Source organism: Streptomyces sp. NPDC090088, from assembly GCF_044747345.1.
Taxonomy (GTDB): domain Bacteria; phylum Actinomycetota; class Actinomycetes; order Streptomycetales; family Streptomycetaceae; genus Streptomyces.
The window spans coordinates 679,392-699,467 of record NZ_JBIVDZ010000007.1; the positions used below are offsets into that span (position 1 = coordinate 679,392).

Sequence of the window (20,076 nt, forward strand, 5' to 3'; positions counted from 1 at the left end):
GGTGTCCCGGGCCACCCCGGTGGCTCAGCGCGCCATGCTCAGCGACAGCGCGAAGCGCCCCTCCCTGTCCGTCCACCAGTGGGTCAGTTCCAGTCCCGCCGAGGCCAGTTCGGCGGTCACGCCCGGCCGCCGGAACTTCGCGGACACCTCGGTCCGCAGCTCCTCGCCGGCCGCGAAGTCCACCGCCAGGTCGAGCGCGGGCACCTTCACGGTCTGCGCGACCCGCGAGCGCAGCCGCATCTCGATCCACTCCTGCTCCGCGTCCCACAGGGCGACGTGGTCGAAGGCGTCCGGGTCGAAGTCGGCGTCCAGCTCACGGTCGACGACGGCCAGGACGTTCTTGTTGAAGGCGGCCGTCACCCCGGCCGCGTCGTCGTACGCCCGGACCAGGACCTCCTCGTCCTTGACCAGGTCGGTGCCGAGCAGCAGCGCGTCGCCGGGGGCGAGTACCCGGCGCATCCGGGCCAGGAACACGGCGCGCTCGGCGGGCAGCAGATTGCCGATCGTGCCGCCGAGGAACGCCAGCAGCCGGGGCCCCGGGGTCTCGGGCAGCTCCATCCGGCCGGTGAAGTCGGCGATCAGGGCGTGCACGGACAGGCCGGGCCGCTCCTGGATGAGCGCCTCCCCGGCCTGGGTGAGCGCGCTCTCGCTGACGTCGACCGGCACGTACACCTCAAGACCGGTGAGCGCGTCGATGAGCAGCCGGGTCTTCTCGGAGGAGCCCGAGCCCAGCTCCACCAGGGTGCGGGCACCGCTCGCGGCGGCGATCTCGCCGGACCGGGCGAGCAGGATCTCCCGCTCGGCCCGGGTCGGGTAGTACTCGGGCAGTTCGGTGATCTCCTCGAAGAGCTCGCTGCCCCGGGCGTCGTAGAACCACTTCGGCGGCAGCGTCTTCGGGGAGGCGGTGAGGCCGTTCAGGACATCGGCGCGCAGCGCGGCGTCCGTGGCGTCCTCGGGGAGGGTGCGGGTGACACGGAGGGGACTCACGTACAGGGCTCCTTCGGGGATGCGGATGCCGGGTCCTCGACGGGGGCGGGCTCGATCGGGGCGAGTACGACGCCCGTGCGGCTCGCGGTGAGCAGGGTGCGGTCGGGGACCTCCCGCCAGCGCGGGTCGTCGTCGTACGGCTCGGAGGCGACGACGGTGCGGCCGGGTTCCGAGAGGTGGCAGAGGCTGTCGCCCCAGGCGGTGGCGGCGATGGTCTCGCCGTCGGTGAGGAGGAGGTTGAGGCGGGCGGCGGGGGCGGCCCCGGCCACCTGGAGAACCGTTTCGGCAAGGGCGGGGCCCGGTTCCGCGCCGGACCGCAGCCGGTGCAGGACCAGCGCCCAGACGAACGCCGAGTCGGTGCGCGCCTCCATGGACAGCAGGTCGGCCGGGGGCAGCAGGGGGACCAGCGGGGCCATGGAGTGCGGCCAGCCCGGGATCGCCCCGTTGTGGCTGAACAGCCAGCGGCCCGCGGCGAACGGCGCCGCCGCGGCCTCCCCGTCCGCGCCCGCCAGCGTCGCGTCCCGTACGGCGGCGAGCAGCGCGCCGGTGCGGACGACCCGGGCGAGGTCCGCGAAGGACGGGTCGCCCCAGATCGGCACCGCCCGCCGGTATCGGGCCGGCTGCGGATCCTCCGGGGCGTACCAGCCCACCCCGAAACCGTCGGCGTTGACCGTCCCGTACCGCTGCCGCCGGGGCGCCCACGACTGCCGGTACAGGGAGTGCTCGGGGTCCACGAGGAGCCGGCCGAGCGGCTCCTCGGGTCCCACACAGGCCAGATGACGGCACATCAGGCGGTCTCCGCGTCACGGGCGGTGCGGAAGCCGGAGAAGATCTGCCGCCGGATCGGGTAGTCCCAGTTGCGGAACGTGCCCCGGCAGGCCACCGGGTCCACCGCGAACGAACCGCCGCGCAGCACCTTGTACTCGGGGCCGAAGAACACCTCCGAGTACTCCTTGTACGGGAAGGCGCTGAAGCCCGGGTACGGGAGCAGGTCGCTGGAGGTCCACTCCCACACGTCGCCGATCAACTGCCGCACACCCAGCGGCGATTCACCCTCGGGATAGCTGCCGGCCGGGGCCGGGCGCAGATGCCGCTGGCCGAGGTTGGCGTGGGCCGGGGCCGGGTCGGCGTCGCCCCAGGGATAGCGGCGCGAGCGGTTCTCGACCGGGTCGTGCCGGGCCGCCTTCTCCCACTCGGCCTCGGTGGGCAGCCGCCGTCCGGCCCAACGGGCGTAGGCGTCCGCCTCGTACCAGCACACGTGCAGCACCGGCTCCTCGGGCGGGACGACCTCGGTGACCCCGAACCGGCGGCGCAGCCACTGGCCGTCCTCCCGGTGCCAGAACTGCGGCGCCGAGACGGCGTGCCGCCGGATGTGCGCCCAGCCCTCCGGGGTCCACCAGCGCTCCTGCTCGTAGCCGCCGTCCTCGATGAACGCCAGGTACTGGCCGTTGGTGACCGGGGTGGTGTCGATCCAGTAGGCGGCCACCTCCCGCCGGTGCGCGGGGCGTTCGTTGTCCAGCGCCCAGGGCTCGGTGGAGGTGCCCATGGTGAACGGGCCGCCGGGGACCAGGACTTCGGCCGGGCCGGTGAACGGCGGCGCCGGGTCCGGGTCGGGGGCGGTCAGGGCCTGCGGGCCCGTGCGGAGCTGATGGGTGATCAGCATCGTCTCGTCGTGCTGCTGTTCGTGCTGCGCGATCATCCCGAAGGCGAAGCCCGCCTCGGTCAGCCGGGTGCCGCCGAACGCCGCGCCCTCCAGCAGGTCCAGCGCCCGGCCGCGCACCTCCGCCGCGTACTGCCGTGCCTCGGCGGGCGGCAGCAGCGGCAGCGAGGGCCGCTCGGAACGCGGGTGCTCGAAGGCGTCGTACAGCGTGTCGATCTCGGGGCGCATCGGCTCCCGGCCGCCGACGTTGCGCAGCAGCCAGAGCTCCTCCTGGTTGCCGATGTGCGCGAGGTCCCAGACCAGCGGGGACATCAGCGGGGAGTGCTGGGCGGTGAGATCGGGCTCCTCGACGCAGCTGGTCAGCAGCGTGGTGCGGTCGCGTGCGGTGGTGAGGGACTTCAGCGCCCGGTCACGCAGCGTCTCGATATCGATGTCGGTCTCGGTCTCGCTCATGCGCTGATTTCCTTCCCCTGGGCGCGACCGGCGGTGCCGCGCAGTCGGTCCAGCAGGTCGTCGGCCGGGCAGCGGCCCCGCAGGACGTACCGGTCCCGGTACGCCCGAACGGCCGCCACGACCTCGGGAGTCGCGCCGAGCCGGGGCAGGGCCTCCAGCGCCGCCGCGAAACAGGCGACGGCCGCCTCGTGCAGCTCCGGGTCGCCGAGCCCGGACCGGGCGGCGTCGATCCACAGCGGGTTGTGCGGGGCGGGCAGCGCCATCGCGCGCTCGGCCAGCGGCTTCACCGTCCGGTAGGCGGTCTCGGCGGCCACCGGGTCGTCGAACAGCGCCGCCGTCACCGCCAGCGGCACGATCCACCCGTCGTCGCCGGGCTGCGCGTCGATCATCCGCAGCTCCAGGTGGCCGCGCGGCCGGACCGGCGGGAACAGCGTGGTGACGTGGTAGTCGAGATCCGCCCTGGTGGGCGCCCCCGACCGGGTCCACTCCCGGAAGGTCAGGCCCTCGGGCACCTCCCAGGGGCCGTCGTCCCGCCGTACGCACATCACCGGGGAGTCCAGGACGTGCCGGGCCCAGGCGGCCCGGGGGTCGCCGTCCAGCGGGGGTGCGCCCGCGCGGCCCGCGCCGATCTCCAGCCACAGCAGCTGGCGGGTGGAGAGCCAGCCGGTGGGACGACGGCCGACCATCGGGGAGTTGGCGAACGCGGCCACCAGCACCGGGCCCAGCTGATGGGCCAGCCACCAGCGTCGGGTGTGCCCCAGCGGGCCGGGTTCCTCGTGGCCGGCGTCCAGGCAGACCTGGACGGAGGCGGAGGCGCACATCATGTGGCGGCCCGCCGGGCCGGTGCGGTCCAGGCAGGTCTCCATCGCGTCGTAGCGCGGTTCGCGCAGGAAGCGGCGGGGGGTGTGCCAGGGATCGTGACCGACGCCCACAAGCCCGAGGTCCTGTTCGGCGAGGACCGTACGGACGGCGTCCAGGTCGGCGGAGACGGTGCCGATGCACTCCGTGAGGGAGGCGGCGGGCGGCGAGCTGAGCTCCAGCTGGCCGCCGGGTTCGACGGTGAGCGCCGACCCCAGGGGCACCGTGCGCAGTGCGGCGTAGGCCGCTTCGAGTCGTTCGGATGTGACGGGGAGCTGCGGCCGGCGCAGCTCGTGGACCAGCCATTCCACTTCGACCCCGAGGGTGCGGGGCGGGCCGGTCTTGAAGCAGATGCCCTTGACCAGGGCCTCCACCTCGGCCTCGGTGACGGCGGTGCGGTCGTCCGAGAAGTCGGTTCGCACCGACCCGCCGGTACAGTCGCCGCTGTCGGATATTGAGTCGGACATGTCGGGATCCTCCTGAGATTCCACCATGTCGCCGGCCCGGCCGTGGAGGGGTCCGGGGCGGCATCGTCCGTCCCAGCCAAGACCTTCGCGTCGATTCGCACAAGGGTGCCCATGGGGACGTTCTAGATCGGTAACCTCTGCTTCCTTGTGCGTTTCCGACCGTTTTGGGCGCAGGAAACTCCGTTGCACGGCATCACCAGCATCGCTCAGGATGCTGGTATGAGCACGACGGGGGAGGCCGCGCGGGCCGCGGTCATGGCGTCCACGGGGGTGGCGCCATGAGTGCGCGCCTGCGCGGCATCGCCCAGCAGAACGAACGGATCGTGGCGGCGGGGCGCTATCCCGCACCCGACGGCCGGGAGATCGTCCTGGCGGCCGGCATCGCGGCCGCGCGGCAGGGCACGCGCATGTACGGCCCGGAACCGGTGCCCGTACCGGAACCGCCCGCCGCTCCCGTGGAGCCGGTCGTCGAGGTCACCGGCGAGAGCAGCCTGGAGGCCGCCCGCCGGCTGGCCGACGCCCCGGTGGCCGTCCTGAACTTCGCCTCCGCCCTCCCCCAGCTCTCAACTACGTTCGAGCCGGGGGGACCCCCATCCCGGGTGGCGGATACCTCAACGGCGCCCAGGCCCAGGAGGAGGCCCTGTGCCGCGCCTCCGCGCTCTACACGTGCCTGCGCGAGGTCCCCGAGTACTACGACCATCACCGCGCCCACCGCGACCCCTTCTACACGGACCGCGTGATCCACTCCCCGGCCGTCCCGGTCTTCCGCGACGACCGGGGCCGGCTCCTCGCCGAGCCCTACCGCGTGGGCTTCCTGACGGCCGCCGCGCCCAACGCGGGGGTCGTCCGCCGTACGGCCCCGGAACGCACCGGCGCGCTGCCGGGCGCCCTCGCCGTACGCGCCGAGCGGGTCCTGGAGGTGGCCGCCGCGCACGGCTACCGGCGGCTGGTCCTCGGCGCCTGGGGCTGCGGGGTCTTCCAGAACGACCCCGCGCAGGTCGCGGGGGCCTTCCGGGGGCTGATCGCCCCCGGCGGACGGTTCGCGGGGACCTTCGACCACGTGGTGTTCGGGGTCCTGGACCGTACGCCGGGATCGGCGGTCCGGGCGGCCTTCGCCGACGCGTTTCAGGCTCTGGCCGCGGGCTGAGGCCTCACTTCCAGCCGTAGCGCTCGTGCAGCCGGTTGCGTACGAGGTTGAAGCGGCCCCGGTCGAGCGCGCAGGCCTCCCGGCGCATCCCGTCCTCGTGCAGCCGCAGCACGCGGTCCACGTCGATCCAGGAGTCGCGGCCGGAGCGGTCCCACGGTCCGCTGCCGATCGCCACCCACTCGCGGTCGTTGTCGTGCCGCTTGCTGGACAGCTGCACGGCCAGCAGGGTGCCGGCCGCCTCGCGGGCGACGACCAGCACCGGCCGGTCCTTGCCCCGCCCGTCATTCTCCTCGAAGGGCACCCAGGTCCACACGATCTCGCCGGGGTCGGGGTCGCCGTCGTGGGCGGGGGAGTACTCGGTGCGCACCCTGCCGACCTTCTGCGGGTCGGCCTCGGTGGTCGCGGTGGGGCCGTAACGGCCGGGGACGCTCTCGTCGTCGGTAAACGCAGTCACGAGGGCACCCTAAGGGGCCTCAGCCTGCGAGAACAGGCGGGGTGCCGGTACGGCGCAGCTCGGCCTCGATCAACTCGGCGGTGACCTCGGGGCGTTCGAGGTGCGGCAGGTGACCGGCCTCCGGAATCGGCTCGAACCGGCCCTGCGGGAAGGCCTTCGCGTAGGCGGCTCCGTACGCGGGCGTGACGACGCGGTCGCTCTCGCCCCAGATCACCAGCGCGGGCTGCCGCACCCGGCCCAGCCGGGGGAGCAGCTTCGGGTCGGTCATCCGGCCGCCGTCCGTGAGCAGCCGCATGGTCGCCATGTTGGCCTGGCGGCGGGCGAGTTCGGCTGCGGGAAGGGCGGCCGGGTCGACGTAGAAGCGGTCCGGGTCGTGCCAGGAGTGCTCGGCCTGGGCGCGCGGGTCCAGCGCGAAGAAGTCGGTGACCTCCTCGCCCTCGATGTCCGCGCCGACCGCGTTGATGAGGACCAGGCCGGTGATGAGTCCGGCCGTGTCGCGTATCGCCATCTCGGTGGCGATACGGCCGCCCAGCGAGGAGCCGATGACCAGGACGTCGTTCAACTCGTCGTCCTGGAGCAGGTGGAGGTAGGCGACGGCGAGGTCGTCGACGCCGGTGAGCCAGTCGGGGCGGGGTGTGCCGTCCCAGCCAGGGTGGACCGGGGCGATGGAGTGGGCCGACCCGGCGAGGCGGGCGGCGAGGCCGGCGACCGTGGCGGGGCCGCCGCCTCCGTGCAGTACGAGCACGGGGCGGCCGGAACCGTCCTCGGTCAGGGAGACGGGGAGGTCGGGGTACACCTGGGCGATGCGGTTCGTCGTCATGCCGGTCACCCTAACTAAGGATGTTTATATAAACAAGCTTAGTCGTCGGGTAGGGTGGACCCATGCACGATGACCTGCAAGTTCTCGGAAGAGCGGTGAAACAGGCCCAGTACCGGCAGCACCGGGCGATGGACAGCGCGCTCTCGGCCGTCGGCACCACCCTCGCGCAGTGGGACGCGCTGCGCGCCATCGACCGGTCACCGGGCGCCTCCGCCCGTGAACTGGCCGCGGCCACCTTCCAGAGCGAGCAGGCCTTCGGCACGCTCGTGGGCCGACTGGCCGCACAGGGGCTGGTGGAGCGGCGGCCGGGCCACGGGCGGCGGATCCAGCACCACCTCACCGCCGACGGGGAGCGGACGCTGGAGGCCGGCCACGGGGTGGCCGGAGAGGTCCTCGCCGAGTGCTTCGCCGGGCTGTCGGCGGGGGAGCGGGAGACGCTGCTGGGGCTGCTGAGGCGGCTCAACGCGCAGGAGTGAACGCCGGGTCGGACAGGCCGCGGGCGTCGTGCGCGCGAGTGGGCCCCCGTTCCCGATCGGAACGGGGGCCCACCGCTGTCGGTTACTCGCCGCCCTCCTGCTCCAGCGGGACCTTCTGCGACTTCGGAGTCGCGGCACCGTTGAGGACCGGCGCACTTCCGGCGGGTGCCGGCTGGCCGTTCTGGTTCATCGACGACAGGAGCTGGCGGGCGAGGCCGAGGCCCGTGCCGCCCATGGTGAGGGCCTTGGCGAACATCTCGGCCATGCCGTCGGCGCCGTTGAGCAACACCATGTTGTCGACGTTGCCGAAGGCGGACGCGCCGGCCTTGACGATCTCCGGCCAGTTCTCGGCGAGTTGCTGGGCGACGACCGCCTCCTGGTTCTCGGCGAGGGCGGCGGCACGGGCCTTGATCGCCTCCGCCTCCGCGAGACCCTTGGCCTTGGTCGCCTCGGCGTCCGCGAGGCCCCTGGCCTGCGCCGCGGCCGCCTCGGCCTCACCGGTGGCCCGGGTCGCCGCCGCGCTGGCCGCACCCCGGGACTTGGTCGCCTCGGCCTCGGCACCCGCGGCCGCCTTGACCCGGGTCGCCTCGGCCGCCGCCGCCAGCTCCGTCTCCTTCGCCTTGGCCTGGGCCGCCGAGATCCGCGCGTCACGCTCGGCCTCGGCCAGCGTCCGCTTCTCGTAGGCCCGGGCGTCGGCCGGCTTGCGGACGTCCGCCTGGAGCTGCTGCTCCCGCCGGTGCGCCTCCAGTTCGGCGACCCGGGTCTCCTGGACGACGACCTCCTGCCGGGCGGCCGCGTCGGCGAGCGGACCGGCCTGGCGGGCCTGGGCCGCCGCCTTGTCCCGCTGGGCCTGGTAGCCGGCCTGGAGGATCTCGCTGTCCCGGGTGGCCTCCGCCATCCGCGCGAACGACTGCTGCTCCGCCTCGGTGGCGAGCCGGTTCGCCTCCGCCTGCGCGATCCGCGCGTCCCGCTGCACGGCCGCCGCGTGCGGCATCGCCAAGTTCTGGATGTACCCGGTCGGGTCCTCGATCTCATGGATCTGCAGGGAGTCCACGATGAGCCCCAGCTTCTCCATCTCCGTGCCGCAGGCGGCCCGGGTCTGCCCGGTGAGCTTGTCCCGGTCGCGGATCATGTCCTCGACCGTCAACCCGCCCACGATGGACCGCAGATGACCGGCGAACACGTTGTGCACCCGCTCGGACATCATCTTCTGCTGGTCCAGGAAACGGCGGCCCGCGTTGGCGATCGACACGAAGTCGTCGCCCACCTTGAAGATGACCACACCCCGCACCTTCAGCGGAATGCCCTGCTGGGTCACGCAGTCCACCGACAACTCGGTCTCGTTCAGGTCGAGGGACATCTTGCGCACCGCCTGCACGCCCGGCAGCACCAGCGTGCCGCGCCCCGTGACGATGCGGAACCCCATCCCCTCTTCGAGCCCCTCGGTCCGGTGCTTCGAACCGGAGATGATGAGCGCCTCGTTCGGCTCGGCCACCCGCCACATCATCTTGAACAGACCGATCAACACGAGCACGGCGACAACCGCCGCCCCCGCAACGACGCCGACAACCATCGGCATACGCCCCCTTTGCATGGTGCCCTTTCGGCACCGAACGAAGGGAGTGTGCGCCCGCGTGGGCGCCGGGTGAAGACGCCGGTGAATCCTTGTTGCAGTCTTAACGCATACGCCCCTCACCTGGGGCTACAGGCGCTCAACTGTCGTATGCGGGAGTGACGTAGACCGTCCTCGGCGGCAGGTACTCGACCACCATCACCACCGTGCCCCGCTCGAACCGGCCGGTGCCGTCGGCGGCGTACGCGAGGAAGTGCTCGGCGCCCCCACGTACCCTGACGATCACCTCGCCGACGAGTCCGGGCCCGACCGTTCCGGTGACCCGCCCCATGAGCCCGACCATCGACGCATCGTCCATGGTCAGAGGGTACGGGCAGGTCAACCGGCAGGAAAGCCGCCCGCCCTCACGCGGCCGGGGAGTCTGCGGGCACGGCCCGCGGCGGCCAGTGCTCGTGCCAGCGCAGCGCGGCCTCCAGCTGGGCTGCGACGGAGACGAGCAGCGGCTCGCTGTCCGCCGGTCCGAGCAGCTGGGCGCCCACCGGCAGCCCGTCGCCGACGAATCCGGCGGGCACGTTGACCCCCGGCCACCCCAGTACGTTCCACGGCCAGGCGTAGGGGCAGGCGGCGATCATCGCCCGGTCGGTGGCGAACTGGCCGAGGCCCAGCAGCGCGCCGATCCGGGGCGGGGGAGCGGCGGTGGTCGGCGCGAGGACCACGTCGTACGACGTGAAGAAGCCGCCGATCCGGCGCCGCAGTCCGGCCTCCGCGCGCCGGGCGGCCCGCAGCGGGACCCCGCCGAGCAGCCGGCCCAGGCGGGCCGCCTCCAGGGTGCGCTTGTCGAGGAGCCGGGGGTGCGGTGCCTCCCGGACGCGCTCGGCGATCCCGACGGTGGCGCGCGGCATGAAGGAGAGCCCGATCTGGCCGTAGGGCGGGTCGGCCTCCTCCACCGTGTGGCCCAACGCAGCCAGTTTCTCGGCGAGTTCGACAACCCGGGCGCGGACGTCCGGCTGTAGGCGGGCGGGCAGCGCGGTGAACGGCGGCTTCAGGGAGAGCGCGATGCGCAGCCGCCCGGGGTCGCGGCCCACCGCGTCGGCGAGGGTCAACCGGGGCGGCTGATGCGGGTCCTGGGGGTGGTTCCCGCTCGCCGCGTCGAGCAGCAGCGCGGCGTCGGCGACCGTCCGGGCCAGGGTGCCGTTGACGGTGATGCCCTGGAAGGACTCGCCGCGCGGCCAGGTGGAGATACGGCCGCGCTGCGGTTTGATGCCGACGAGATGCGTCCAGGAGGCCGGGATGCGCACGGATCCGGCGCCGTCCGAGCCGAGCGCGGCCGGCACGAGCCCCGCCGCGACGGCGGCCGCCGACCCGCCCGAGGACCCGCCCGGGGTGTGCCGGAGCTGCCACGGATTACGGGTGTCGCCGAAGGCCGGCCCCTCCGTGAACGGCCACTGGCCCAGCTCGCAGGTGTTGGTCTTCCCGATGATCACCGCCCCGGCCGCGCGCAGCCGTCGCACGGCTTCCCCGTCCTCGGCCACCGGCGGGAAGTCGCCCCGGCAGCCGAAGGCGGTCGGCTCGCCGGCCACGTCCATGTCGTCCTTGACCGCGACCGGCACCCCGAGCAGCGGACGGCGCACCCCGTCGGCCAACTCCCGGTCGGCGGCGTCCGCTTCGGTGAGCGCGGCCGAAGTGCGCACGATCCGGAAGGCGTTGAGGGAACCCTGGGTGGCCTCGATCCGCGCCAGGCACGCCTCGACCAGCTGACGTGACGTCACCTCACCCGCCGCCAGGGCGCGTACGGACTCGGCGAGACCTGCGGAACGGTCGTACGGCATAGGGGCAACCCACCTCCGGCGGTACGGCATTTACCGGAGAGTAACGTCGATCCGGTCCCCGCAGTACAGGTTTCGCACAGCCGGCATCCAGCTGTGCCCCAGTCCCGTTCAAAGCATTGACGTGAACCTGTCGCTCCTCTTACTTTCTGCGCGACTTCTCGAACTCAGTTCGAAATACCGGACGCGCCGCACTGTGTCCGCGTCTGCACGAGCCCCCGGGAGAGCCGCCGTGACCACACGTCCCCCCACCCCGTCCCGTCCCACGCCGTCCCGCCGTACCCTGCTGCGCGCGCTGGCCGCCCTGCCGGCCACCGCCCTGGTCCTGGGTGAACTGCCCGGACTGCTCGGCGCGGCCGAGGCCGCCGCCCCCGCGAGCGGCTACGCCACCCGCTACACCATCGTCCCGTTCCTCGACAGCGACGACGGCACGGTGAACGTCTACCAGTCCGACGACGCGACGGACTTCCGCCTCCTCCAGTCCTCCGCCTACACCCCGCCCAGCAACCGCATCCGCGACGCCAGTGTCTTCAAGCACACGGACGGCTACTACTACCTCACCTACACCACCCACACCTGGGAGGACGAGAGCACCACCATCGGCTTCGCCCGCAGCGCCGACCGCGTCAACTGGACCTTCCTGTACGACTACACGGTCCCGATCACCAACCTGTCCCGGGCCTGGGCGCCCGAGTGGTTCGTGGACAGCGACGGCAGCGTCAACATCATCGTGTCCTGCTCCACCACCGACGACGAGTGGATCTTCACCCCGTACCTCCTGACGGCCACCGGCTCGGCCCTCACGGCCTGGACGTCACCGGCCGCCCTCTCCGGCATCGGCTTGAACCACATCGACACGTACATCGTGAAGGTGGGCTCCACCTATCACGCGTTCACGAAGAACGAGACCGCGAAGTACATCGAGTACGGCACGGCATCGGCTCTCAAGGGCCCCTACACGATCTCCGAGACCGGCGACTGGGCGGGCTGGGGCAGCTACCGCGAGGGCCCGTCCGTCATCCAGCTCGACAACGGCGGCTGGCGCATCTTCTTCGACGGCTACGGCGACGGCACCTACTACTACAGCGACAGCTACGACACCTTCGCCACCTGGAGCACTCCCACGGCCCTGCCGACGCTCTCCGGCACGGCCCGCCACTTCACGGTCATCAAGGAGACGGTGTCGGGCGGCCCGTCGGTGACGAAGAACGCGACGCGCTCCTTCCAGTCGGCCAACTACACCACGCGCTACTGGGAGGAACAGTCCTCCCTCCTCAACCTCCCCGTGGTGACCAGCTCCAGCGCCTCCGCCGACAAGACGGCCGCCACCTTCACGGTCGTCGCCGGTCTCGCCGACTCCAACGCGTACTCCTTCCGCGACTCCGCCGGCAACTACCTCCGCCACTACGACTTCCGCGCCCGCTTCGACACCAACGACGGCACGACCACCTTCGCCAAGGACGCCACCTTCATCGCCCGCACCGGCTCCACCAGCGGCGCCGTCCGCTTCGAGTCCTACAACTACCCCGGCTACTACCTGCGCCACTACAACTACCAACTCCGCCTGGACATCACGCCCGGCACAGATCTCTTCCGCCAGGACAGCTCGTTCGTACCGGCGACGGCCTGGGCCTGAGCCGGGGCGGCATCCATTGCACGCTGTGCAATGCACTCCCGGCAGAGATGGCTGAATGTGGTGTGCATAGTGAGTGCTGAGTCCGTCGCGGGTGGGCGCGCGGAGGGGGGAAAGCCGTGGTGCGCTACGTTCACTGTCAATGGGCGGCCGTCTTTGAGGCGGGGGTAGCCATGGCTGTCGCCGCGCCTGTGGTTTTCGGCGTGCGTGGCCTGCCGCAGGTCGAAGGCGCCCAAGTGGCTGCCTTGCTGGGCTTGGCAGGGGCCAGTGCATTCTTCGGCCTGCTGGCGGTTTCCACGCGGTTGTCCTGGCTGGGTGGTGAGAGACGCGATTTCGAGTGCGCAGTCCCTTTGAGCAACCCCGAAGCGATACTTCCCACGCCACGTCAGTCCCTCCGCCGCGGCTTCGACGGAGTCTTCATGGTCATCGTCGCGGTGCCGTCCCTGGTTTTCGGCCTGCTCTGGGGTCCGTGGGCCATCGGGTGGGCGGTCTTCTTCGTACCGGAGCGAATCGTCAAGGGCGTGTACGCGTTCTTCTGGGAGCGGCGCCACGGCGTACTCCTGTGGCGCGGCAAGGTCCAGGAACAACCCCTGGGCAAGAACCAGTTCCTCTATTCCTCACCGCGGACCGCGCCCCCTGCCTGACTCCGCCGTGCGCGTCGTCGCGCCTTGAGCATGCGGCGGAAGTGACAGCCACGGTCCCGCTCCGCGAGCAGGTCCAAGGCCGCCTCGATGATGCGGGTTCACGCACACTGGGTACGCTGCCATGTCGAGACGGCCCCCTTGTCGATGGCCGTTGTCCGGTGCGGGCCGTTCACCTGGCCGACTCGCTGATGCCCAGCTCGGCCCAGATGGTCTTGCCCGAACCCGCGTAGCGGGTGCCCCAGGCCTGGGTCAGCTGGGCTACGAGCAGGAGTCCCCGGCCGCCCTCGTCGTAGGTGCGTGCCCGGCGTAGGTGCGGAGCCGTGCTGCTGCCGTCGGAGACCTCGCAGATGAGCCGGCGCAGTGAGGCGTCCGAAGGGGCCTCCGGGGGTTCGGAGTGGATCAGGCGGAGCTGGATCGGGGGGTCGGCGTAGCGGATGGCGTTGGTGACCAGCTCGCTGATCACGAGTTCGGCCTCGAAAGCGAGGTCCTGAAGCCCCCAGCTGGTCAGTTGCGTGGTCACGAGCTTGCGCGCCCGGGCCACGACCGACGGCTGCGCGTGCAGGTCCCAGCTGGCGACGTGGCCGGAGTCGAGGGCCCTGGTGACGGCGATCAGCAGGGCGACGTCGTCACTGTGATGGGGTGGCAGTACGTCCAGTGCCGCGTCGCACAGTTCGTCCGGAGACGTGGTCGACCTGTGCAGCGCCGCACGCAGACGTGCCATGCCCGCATCGATGTCCTGCTCACGGGACTCGATCAGACCGTCGGTGTAGAGCACCAGCGCACTGCCCTCCGGCACGGGGAACTCCACGGCCTCGAACGGCAGGCCGCCCAGGCCCAGCGGGGGACCGGCGGGGACGTCGAGGAAGTCGACGGTGCCACCCGGGGGCACGAGCGCGGGCGGTGGGTGTCCGGCGTTCGCCAGGACACACACGCGTGAGACCGGATCGTAGACGGCGTACAGGCAGGAGGCGCCGAAGCCGCCTGCCGTGGCCGACATCGGGTCGGGTGGCGAGGCGCCGTCGGTGTCCGCCGACAGACGGATCACCAGGTCGTCGAGATGGGTGAGCAGTTCGTCCGGTGGAAGGTCGACATCCGCGAGGGTGCGGACAGCGGTCCGCAGCCGGCCCATGGTGGCGGCGGCCTGGATGCCGTGTCCGACGACATCCCCGACGACCAGGGCCACGCGCGCACTGGACAGGGGAATCACGTCGAACCAGTCACCGCCCACCTCGCCCCGCACTCCCGCCGGGAGGTAACGGGAGGCGGCCAGCACCGCGGCGTGCCGGGGCAGCCCCTGGGGCAGCAGCGTCCGCTGCAACGCCGCCGCGGTTCCCCGCTCGTGGGTGTACCGGAAGGCGTTGTCGATGTAGAGCGCGGCTCTGGTCGTGATCTCCTGGGCCAGCAGCACGTCCTCCTCCCCGAAGGGCTCGGGACGCTGGTGCCGGACGTAGAGGGCGACGCCGAGCGTGGTGCCTCTGGCCTGCAACGGTACGACCAGCACGGAGTGAACGCCGAAGGTCCGTACCACCTCCTCGCGTTGTGCGTCCTCCGTCAGCCAGCCGGAGAAGAACTCGTCGTACGCGCAGCGCAGCACGGGCAGGCCGGTGGCCAGGCACTCCGCCGTCGCCGACGTGGCGCTGTGACGATCCACCTCGCCGACCGCGACCACGGCTTCCGGAGTGCCGGACAGTACGGAGCGATGGGCCGTCCGACGCAGCCGGACCCGGGACGGCACGGTCGTCGCGCGAAGATCCTCCGGAGCACCCAGAGGGGTGGGGCCCGGGTCCGGGAACAGGTCCACGGCGGCGAAGTCGGCGAATCGCGGTACGGCGATGTTCGTCAGCTCCTCGGCGGTGAGCGTCACATCCAGGCTGCGTCCCATGCGGTTGTTGGCATCGTCGAGCAACTGCAGACGCTTGCGCGCACGTTCCTGTTCCGTGGTGTCGTGGCAGGCCACGCCCACACCGCGGACGGTCCCGTCCCGGTCCCGGACCGGGTAGAGATGGGCGGACCAGGCCTGGGCCCGGGCCTTCGCGGACGCCCGGCGGCCGAATTCCCGGTACTGCGACTCACCGGTTTCCAGGACCCGGGCCATGGCCTCTTCGAGGCTGTCCCCGATCGGGTTCGCAAGGATCCTGGAGATCCGCAGACCGCGAATCCCCGTCTCGGGGAGACCCACGGCGTCCGTGGAGTAGGTGTTGGACCTGCGCATGCGCAGGTGTGTGTCGTAGACGGACAAGGAACAGCAAGGGGACTGTTCGAAGCCCCCCAGTGCCAGCGTGTCGTCGTCCTCGTTCACTTCGCCGGTCGGGAGCGCCGCGACGAAGAGCCACTCCGGAGGCGTCGGTGCTGCTGTGCGGCGGTGGGCGAGGACGTACGCGACCACTCTGCGCCCGTCGCGGTGGCGCAGCGCGAGGTGTCCCGCCCATCTGGGCAACGCGCGTATCTCCTGGAGTTCTTCCGAGCTGATCGTGGCGTCGAGCAGAACGTCGGCCGACCTGCCCACGATGTCCTCGGGCTCGTAACCCAGGAGCGTCCGCGCCCCCGCACTCCAGCTCGTCACGACGCCGTGGTCACCCACGGCCGCGGTGGCCGTATCGGCCTCCTCGGCATCGGGAGCGTGCCCCTGCTCCATACGGCCTCGCCTCCAGCGTGTGCGGCAAGCCCCTGCCGCCGACCGGGCTCTCCGCTGGGCCATGGACCCATTCTGCTACGTGACCAGTGAGGTTTCATCCGAGAAGGACCGAGTGCCGCCTGTCCGCACCTGAGGTGAGGTTCGTCAGGCGATGAAGGTGATCCCGCCGTCCGCGCCGATCGCCTGGCCGTTGATGTAACCGGCCTCCTCGCTGGCCAGGAAGACCAGCAGCGGGGCGACGTCGTCGTAGGGAGTCCCGAACCGGCGCAGCGGGCTGTGCGTCTCGATCTGCGCGGCTGCCGCACGCCCCTGTTCGGTGAGGCCGAAGGCGTCGCTGCGGCCGACCGGGAGGAAGGTGTTGGTGGTGATTCCGTACTGGCCCCACTCCTGCGAAGCGACTCGGGTGAGGGCCATGACGGCGCCCTTGGCCATCGCGTAGGTGGCGAATCCGGGCCGGGGGCTGACCGCCGCGCCGGACGCCGTGTTGATCACGCGGCCGTAGCGCCGCTCCTTCATGTACGGCAGGCACTTCTGCATGAAGATCATGCTCTGCAGCGGACCGGTCTGGTAGGCGGTCAGGCCCTCTTCCGGAGTGGCGTCCTCAAGCAGGTGGTGCTCGTCGAGGCCGCCCTGCGCGATGTTCGCGAGGATGTCCACGGTTCCGTATTCCTGGATCGTCGCGTCGACAACGGCCTCGATCTGCTCCGGCACGGCGATGTCGCACCGCACCGCGATCGCGCGGCCGCCCTTGTCCCGGATCTCCTGGGCCACCGCCTCCACCGCGGGGCCGTTGATGTCGGACAGGGCGAGCAGGGCACCCTCGTCGGCGAAGCGACGCGCGGCGCCTCCTCCTATGCCACCGGCGGCACCGGTGACGATGGCGACACGGCCGTCAAGACGTCCACTCATGGGTCGTTCCTCTCGAAATGGTTGTTCTTTTGCGGCAGGCCATGGCAGGGCGGGCAGCGAAGGCGCGCTGCCGGCGAGATTCGTGTCAACAGTGTTGACAGCTGGAGCCAACACTGTTGACAGAGGGTGTGTCAACGGTGTTGGCTCCAGCTGTGTCAGAAGTTTCCTCGGCGGTTTCGAAGTTCAACCGGGCTCCGGCAACTCCCACCCAGCGCGCGATAGCGGAACAGGCGCAACGCCTGTTCCACGAACACGGCTTCTCGGGTGCGTCGATCCGGGACATCGCTTCGGCCGCCGGAGTCGACCCGTCGATCGTGATACGGCACTTCCACTCGAAGGCGGAGCTGTTCGCAAGGGTGATCGGCTTCGACACCTACTTCAGGCCGCAGCTCGACGGTCCGCTCGACACCATGGGCGAGCGTCTCGTCGCCTACCTCCTCGCTCCCGAACACGCGGAGATGCGCCGCACGTTCACGGTCCTCCTGCGCGCGGCCGACCACGCTGTCCTCCGGCAGGAGCTCGTCGCGGCGATGTCGAGGCTCATGGTGGAGGAACTCGGTGCGCGCCTCGAAGGGGCCGACGCGATGACTCGCGCATGGCTCGTCTCGGCGCAGCTGATGGGTCTGGTGCAGGCCTGGGACGCCATCGAACCCGAGTCGTCCACGGGGGACGGGCGAAGCCGTCTCGTGCGGCTCTACGGCGCGGCCGTGCAACAGCTGATCACTCCGAGCCGCTGAACGGTCGCGCCCGACGTTCCTTCGAGAGCAGTCGCTTCCTCAGCTTGCGGTGCCGCCGGTGGTGGCGTCCTGTGCGCGACGCCGTACGGCCTGCCCCACCAGGTCCCGCACCCGGGCGGCCGGCACCGGCACCCCCGGCGTCTCCCAGAACCAGCGCTTCGTCTCCTCCGCGCCCAGCCCCTCGGGGCGCTCGGCCATGTACGGCTGGACGTAGACCGGCGTGCCCGGCTCGGTGCGCCAGCTGTCGGCGAGGCTGCCGGTGTCGACGGCGTCGTAGCCGAGTACGTCCAGCAGCCGGGTCACCGCCTCCTTGGCCTCCGGATCGTCACCGGCGATCGGCAGCGCGCTGCGGTCCGGGGCGCCGGCGGGGCGGGCGCTGGTGGACAGCCGCCGGAAGTCGATGTTGTTGAACGCCTTCACCACCCGCGCACCGGCCAGGTGCCGTTGGACCAGCTCGGAGGACGTCACCTCGGTCAGGTCCAGGGCATCGATCCGGCCGTCGCGATCGGGGTAGTAGTTCATGGTGTCGATCACGATCTTGCCGGCCAGCGCGTCGGCCGGCAGCAGACCGTAGTTCTTCAACGGGATGGTCGCCACGACCAGCTCGGCGTCCTGGGCGGTCTCCCGCACGGTGGCCGCCCGGGCGTGCCCGTCGAGTCGGGCCACGAGGTCCGCGAGGCTTTCCGGTCCGCGGGAGTTGCTCAGTACGACGTCCAGTCCGGCGGCCACTCCCAGGTTGGCCAGCCCGCCGCCGATCATCCCGCTGCCGATGAGCCCGAGGGTTCGCGTCATCGCCCGTACACCCCATCTGTTCTGGAATCTGATATCTCTACTGAAACTGAGTGTCAGGCTAGCTACGAGGATTCATAACTGCAAGCGAAGTCCGCTGCGGGAGGTACGATTGTGCGGTGGAGGCAGCAGCACGTACGAACATCAGGGACATCGCGCGGGCCGCCGTTCGAACCGAACTCGGCCTCGTGGCCTTCGAGCTCTTCAGCCGCGACGGCTTCGACAAGGTCACCATCGACGACCTCGCCAAGGCTGCCGGGGTTTCCCGCAGCACGTTCCTGCGCTATTTCGGCACCAAGGAGGACGCCGTCCTCAGCGCCTTCGACACCCACGGCGAACGGGTCGCGAGCGCCCTGAGCGCCCGCCCCGCCGACGAGGACGACTGGACCGCGCTGCGCCGCGCCTTCGGGACGGCCGTCGAGCCCTACCATCAGGACCCGAACGCCTCCCTGGCCATGGCCCGCCTGGTCCGCGACACCCCCGCACTGTGCGCACGGCAGCTGGAGAAGCAGCATGGCTGGCGGCCGGCCCTGGCTCGGGCGCTCGCCGAACGCGAAGGCTCGACCCTGCCTCCCGCCGTCGGCCACTGGGTCCGCGCCTCCGCCGCCCTGGACTGCCTCAACGTCGCCGTCGACCACTGGAGCGACTCCGACGGACGGCTGGACCTCGTCGCCCTGCTCGACGAGGCCTTCGCCGCACTCGCCCCACGCTGATCCACGCGCCGAACCGGCTCGGGAACGTCGGCCGGCCCTCGGCCGACGGCGCGCGCCCGGTCGGGATTCCGGCGGCGTCGAGATGGTGTGCGCGTCCAGCACCGCCACCGTCTTGTCGGCCTGCCGGAAGGACGGGGGGTCGGCGTCCTGGGTCAGGTCGCCGAGATGTGCCCCGGGCCCCCGCCCGGGCCCCGCCCGAGTGGCCGGGCCCATCCACGGATGTCAGCCTGGGGAGCCGGGGTGGCCCGGGGTTGCGATCGCCGGGTTCCGATCGTCGGAGGGACGGAAGCGGATGGCCTCTGACCTGTCCGGCCCGGCCGTCTCCCGGCGGGAGTTCGACGCGCTGTTCGCGTCGTTGCGTACCTGGGGGCGCTGGCGGCCGGCCGATCGCGGGGCCTTCAACCGGGTGACCGCCGGGCACGCGCGCCGGGCCGCCGCCCTGGTGCGGTCCGGGACGGTCGTACCGACGGCCCTGCCCTGGAACACCCGGCCCGGACCGGACAACCCCAAGCCCGCCCTGCACCACATGACCGACCTCGGTGACGTGGAGAGCCCGGAACCGGCCACCCACAAGGACTTCCTCGCCGCCGACTACCACGGCAAGGGCGTCTCGCACCTCGACGCGCTCAGCCATGTCGCCTACCGGGGGGAGCTGTACGACGGCCGTCGCGCGCGCGACCACATCGATGCCGGGGGCGCCCGATTCGGATCGGTGTCGGCGCTCGGGCCGCTGGTCACGACGGGCGTGCTGCTCGACATCCCCGCCGTCCTCGGCGTCGACTGGCTGGAGCCGGGGCGGGCGGTCCGCGCGGCGGACGTGCTCGCCGCCGAACGGGCGCTCGGCGTGACCGTCGGCGAGGGCGACGCCGTCCTGCTGCGCTCCGGGCACGCCCGGCGCCGCCGGGAACGCGGTGCCTGGGACTCGGGGGCGTCGAGCGCGGGCTTCCATGTCGATGCCCTGCCGCTGCTGGCCGAGCGCGGTATCGCGCTGCTCGGCGGCGACGGCGACAGTGACGTGCGGCCCTCGCCCGTGCCCGGGGTGCACTCGCCGGTGCACGCACTGGCCGTCGCCGCGATGGGCGTGCCACTGCTGGACAACCTCGACCTGGAGGCGCTGTCCGCCGCGACCGCCGAGGCGGGTCGGTACACGTTCATGCTGGTCGTGGCGCCCCTCGACATCCCGGGCGGGACGGGATCGCCGGTCAATCCGGTGGCGGTGCTGTGACGGCCGGCCATGACTCCAGCGGTCAATGTCCGTATTCTCTTTTATATCGGTTTCTTTACGAAATGATGAT

Annotated in this window: 18 protein-coding genes and 1 pseudogene; 7 read left to right on the forward strand and 12 right to left on the reverse strand. The window is 71.6% G+C overall.

Annotation, left to right across the window (positions count from 1 at the left end):
• Window positions 1-24: 24 nt before the first annotated feature.
• From egtD to egtA, 4 genes are read right to left on the reverse strand one after another with little or no spacing between them, the layout of a single operon-like run.
• Complete coding sequence (gene egtD / locus ACIPSJ_RS33930; RefSeq protein WP_401351505.1) at window positions 25-987, reverse strand: L-histidine N(alpha)-methyltransferase; 963 nt, start codon at window positions 985-987, stop codon at window positions 25-27.
• Window positions 984-1,775: an ergothioneine biosynthesis protein EgtC gene (gene egtC, locus ACIPSJ_RS33935; RefSeq protein ID WP_401351507.1), complete on the reverse strand. Its 792-nt coding sequence runs from the start codon at window positions 1,773-1,775 to the stop codon at window positions 984-986. Before egtC ends, egtD begins: the two co-directional genes overlap by 4 nt.
• Window positions 1,775-3,100, reverse strand: coding sequence for an ergothioneine biosynthesis protein EgtB (gene egtB, locus ACIPSJ_RS33940; RefSeq protein ID WP_401351508.1), 1,326 nt, complete (start codon window positions 3,098-3,100; stop codon window positions 1,775-1,777). The genes egtC and egtB overlap by 1 nt, the downstream gene beginning before the upstream one ends.
• Window positions 3,097-4,425: an ergothioneine biosynthesis glutamate--cysteine ligase EgtA gene (egtA, locus tag ACIPSJ_RS33945; protein ID WP_401351509.1), complete on the reverse strand. Its 1,329-nt coding sequence runs from the start codon at window positions 4,423-4,425 to the stop codon at window positions 3,097-3,099. The genes egtB and egtA overlap by 4 nt, the downstream gene beginning before the upstream one ends.
• A 278-nt stretch (window positions 4,426-4,703) precedes the next feature.
• Between egtA and ACIPSJ_RS33950 the strand changes: the two are divergent.
• A pseudogene (locus ACIPSJ_RS33950) lies at window positions 4,704-5,572 on the forward strand (TIGR02452 family protein).
• Between the two features lie 4 nt (window positions 5,573-5,576).
• On the opposite strand, the gene ACIPSJ_RS33955 reads toward ACIPSJ_RS33950, so the two are convergent.
• Window positions 5,577-6,026, reverse strand: a complete 450-nt coding sequence (locus ACIPSJ_RS33955) for a type II toxin-antitoxin system PemK/MazF family toxin (protein WP_401351510.1) — start codon at window positions 6,024-6,026, stop codon at window positions 5,577-5,579.
• Window positions 6,027-6,045: 19 nt separating this feature from the next.
• The gene (locus ACIPSJ_RS33960; protein ID WP_401351511.1) at window positions 6,046-6,846 is read right to left on the reverse strand and encodes an alpha/beta fold hydrolase; all 801 of its coding nucleotides are present in this window, start codon (window positions 6,844-6,846) and stop codon (window positions 6,046-6,048) included.
• A 62-nt stretch (window positions 6,847-6,908) separates the two neighbouring features.
• Here ACIPSJ_RS33960 and ACIPSJ_RS33965 point away from each other — a divergent pair, with 62 nt between their 5' ends.
• The gene (locus ACIPSJ_RS33965; RefSeq protein ID WP_359212255.1) at window positions 6,909-7,322 is read left to right on the forward strand and encodes a MarR family winged helix-turn-helix transcriptional regulator; all 414 of its coding nucleotides are present in this window, start codon (window positions 6,909-6,911) and stop codon (window positions 7,320-7,322) included.
• An 82-nt stretch (window positions 7,323-7,404) separates the two neighbouring features.
• Here the strand turns inward: ACIPSJ_RS33965 and ACIPSJ_RS33970 are convergent, their stop codons facing one another.
• The 3 genes from ACIPSJ_RS33970 to ACIPSJ_RS33980 all read right to left on the reverse strand — a co-directional run bounded on the left by ACIPSJ_RS33970 (window position 7,405) and on the right by ACIPSJ_RS33980 (window position 10,724).
• Window positions 7,405-8,901 (reverse strand): SPFH domain-containing protein, encoded by a 1,497-nt coding sequence (locus ACIPSJ_RS33970; RefSeq protein ID WP_359212257.1) that lies wholly within the window; start codon window positions 8,899-8,901, stop codon window positions 7,405-7,407.
• Between the two features lie 133 nt (window positions 8,902-9,034).
• The gene (locus tag ACIPSJ_RS33975) at window positions 9,035-9,253 is read right to left on the reverse strand and encodes a hypothetical protein (RefSeq protein WP_206306337.1); all 219 of its coding nucleotides are present in this window, start codon (window positions 9,251-9,253) and stop codon (window positions 9,035-9,037) included.
• A gap of 46 nt (window positions 9,254-9,299) precedes the next feature.
• The gene (locus tag ACIPSJ_RS33980) at window positions 9,300-10,724 is read right to left on the reverse strand and encodes an amidase (protein ID WP_401351513.1); all 1,425 of its coding nucleotides are present in this window, start codon (window positions 10,722-10,724) and stop codon (window positions 9,300-9,302) included.
• Window positions 10,725-10,953: 229 nt separating this feature from the next.
• Here ACIPSJ_RS33980 and ACIPSJ_RS33985 point away from each other — a divergent pair, with 229 nt between their 5' ends.
• Both ACIPSJ_RS33985 and ACIPSJ_RS33990 read left to right on the forward strand, forming a co-directional pair.
• Window positions 10,954-12,357 (forward strand): AbfB domain-containing protein, encoded by a 1,404-nt coding sequence (locus ACIPSJ_RS33985; RefSeq protein WP_401351515.1) that lies wholly within the window; start codon window positions 10,954-10,956, stop codon window positions 12,355-12,357.
• Between the two features lie 170 nt (window positions 12,358-12,527).
• A complete protein-coding gene (locus ACIPSJ_RS33990) occupies window positions 12,528-12,998 on the forward strand; it encodes a hypothetical protein (protein WP_401351517.1) in 471 nt (156 codons plus the stop codon).
• 169 nt (window positions 12,999-13,167) lie between these two features.
• Here the strand turns inward: ACIPSJ_RS33990 and ACIPSJ_RS33995 are convergent, their stop codons facing one another.
• A complete protein-coding gene (locus ACIPSJ_RS33995) occupies window positions 13,168-15,633 on the reverse strand; it encodes a SpoIIE family protein phosphatase (RefSeq protein WP_401351519.1) in 2,466 nt (821 codons plus the stop codon).
• Window positions 15,634-15,777: 144 nt separating this feature from the next.
• The gene (locus tag ACIPSJ_RS34000) at window positions 15,778-16,542 is read right to left on the reverse strand and encodes an SDR family NAD(P)-dependent oxidoreductase (RefSeq protein WP_401351520.1); all 765 of its coding nucleotides are present in this window, start codon (window positions 16,540-16,542) and stop codon (window positions 15,778-15,780) included.
• Window positions 16,543-16,694: 152 nt separating this feature from the next.
• Between ACIPSJ_RS34000 and ACIPSJ_RS34005 the strand changes: the two genes are divergently transcribed.
• Entirely contained in the window at window positions 16,695-17,279 is a 585-nt protein-coding gene (locus tag ACIPSJ_RS34005) for a TetR family transcriptional regulator (protein ID WP_359212276.1), read from the forward strand.
• A 39-nt stretch (window positions 17,280-17,318) separates the two neighbouring features.
• Here ACIPSJ_RS34005 and ACIPSJ_RS34010 read toward each other — a convergent pair whose 3' ends face one another.
• Window positions 17,319-18,071: an NADPH-dependent F420 reductase gene (locus ACIPSJ_RS34010; RefSeq protein WP_401351522.1), complete on the reverse strand. Its 753-nt coding sequence runs from the start codon at window positions 18,069-18,071 to the stop codon at window positions 17,319-17,321.
• Window positions 18,072-18,187: 116 nt separating this feature from the next.
• On the opposite strand from ACIPSJ_RS34010, the gene ACIPSJ_RS34015 reads away from it, so the two are divergent.
• Window positions 18,188-18,781 (forward strand): TetR family transcriptional regulator, encoded by a 594-nt coding sequence (locus ACIPSJ_RS34015; RefSeq protein WP_401351523.1) that lies wholly within the window; start codon window positions 18,188-18,190, stop codon window positions 18,779-18,781.
• Window positions 18,782-19,073: 292 nt separating this feature from the next.
• Complete coding sequence (locus tag ACIPSJ_RS34020) at window positions 19,074-20,006, forward strand: cyclase family protein (RefSeq protein ID WP_401351524.1); 933 nt, start codon at window positions 19,074-19,076, stop codon at window positions 20,004-20,006.
• Window positions 20,007-20,076: the final 70 nt, after the last annotated feature.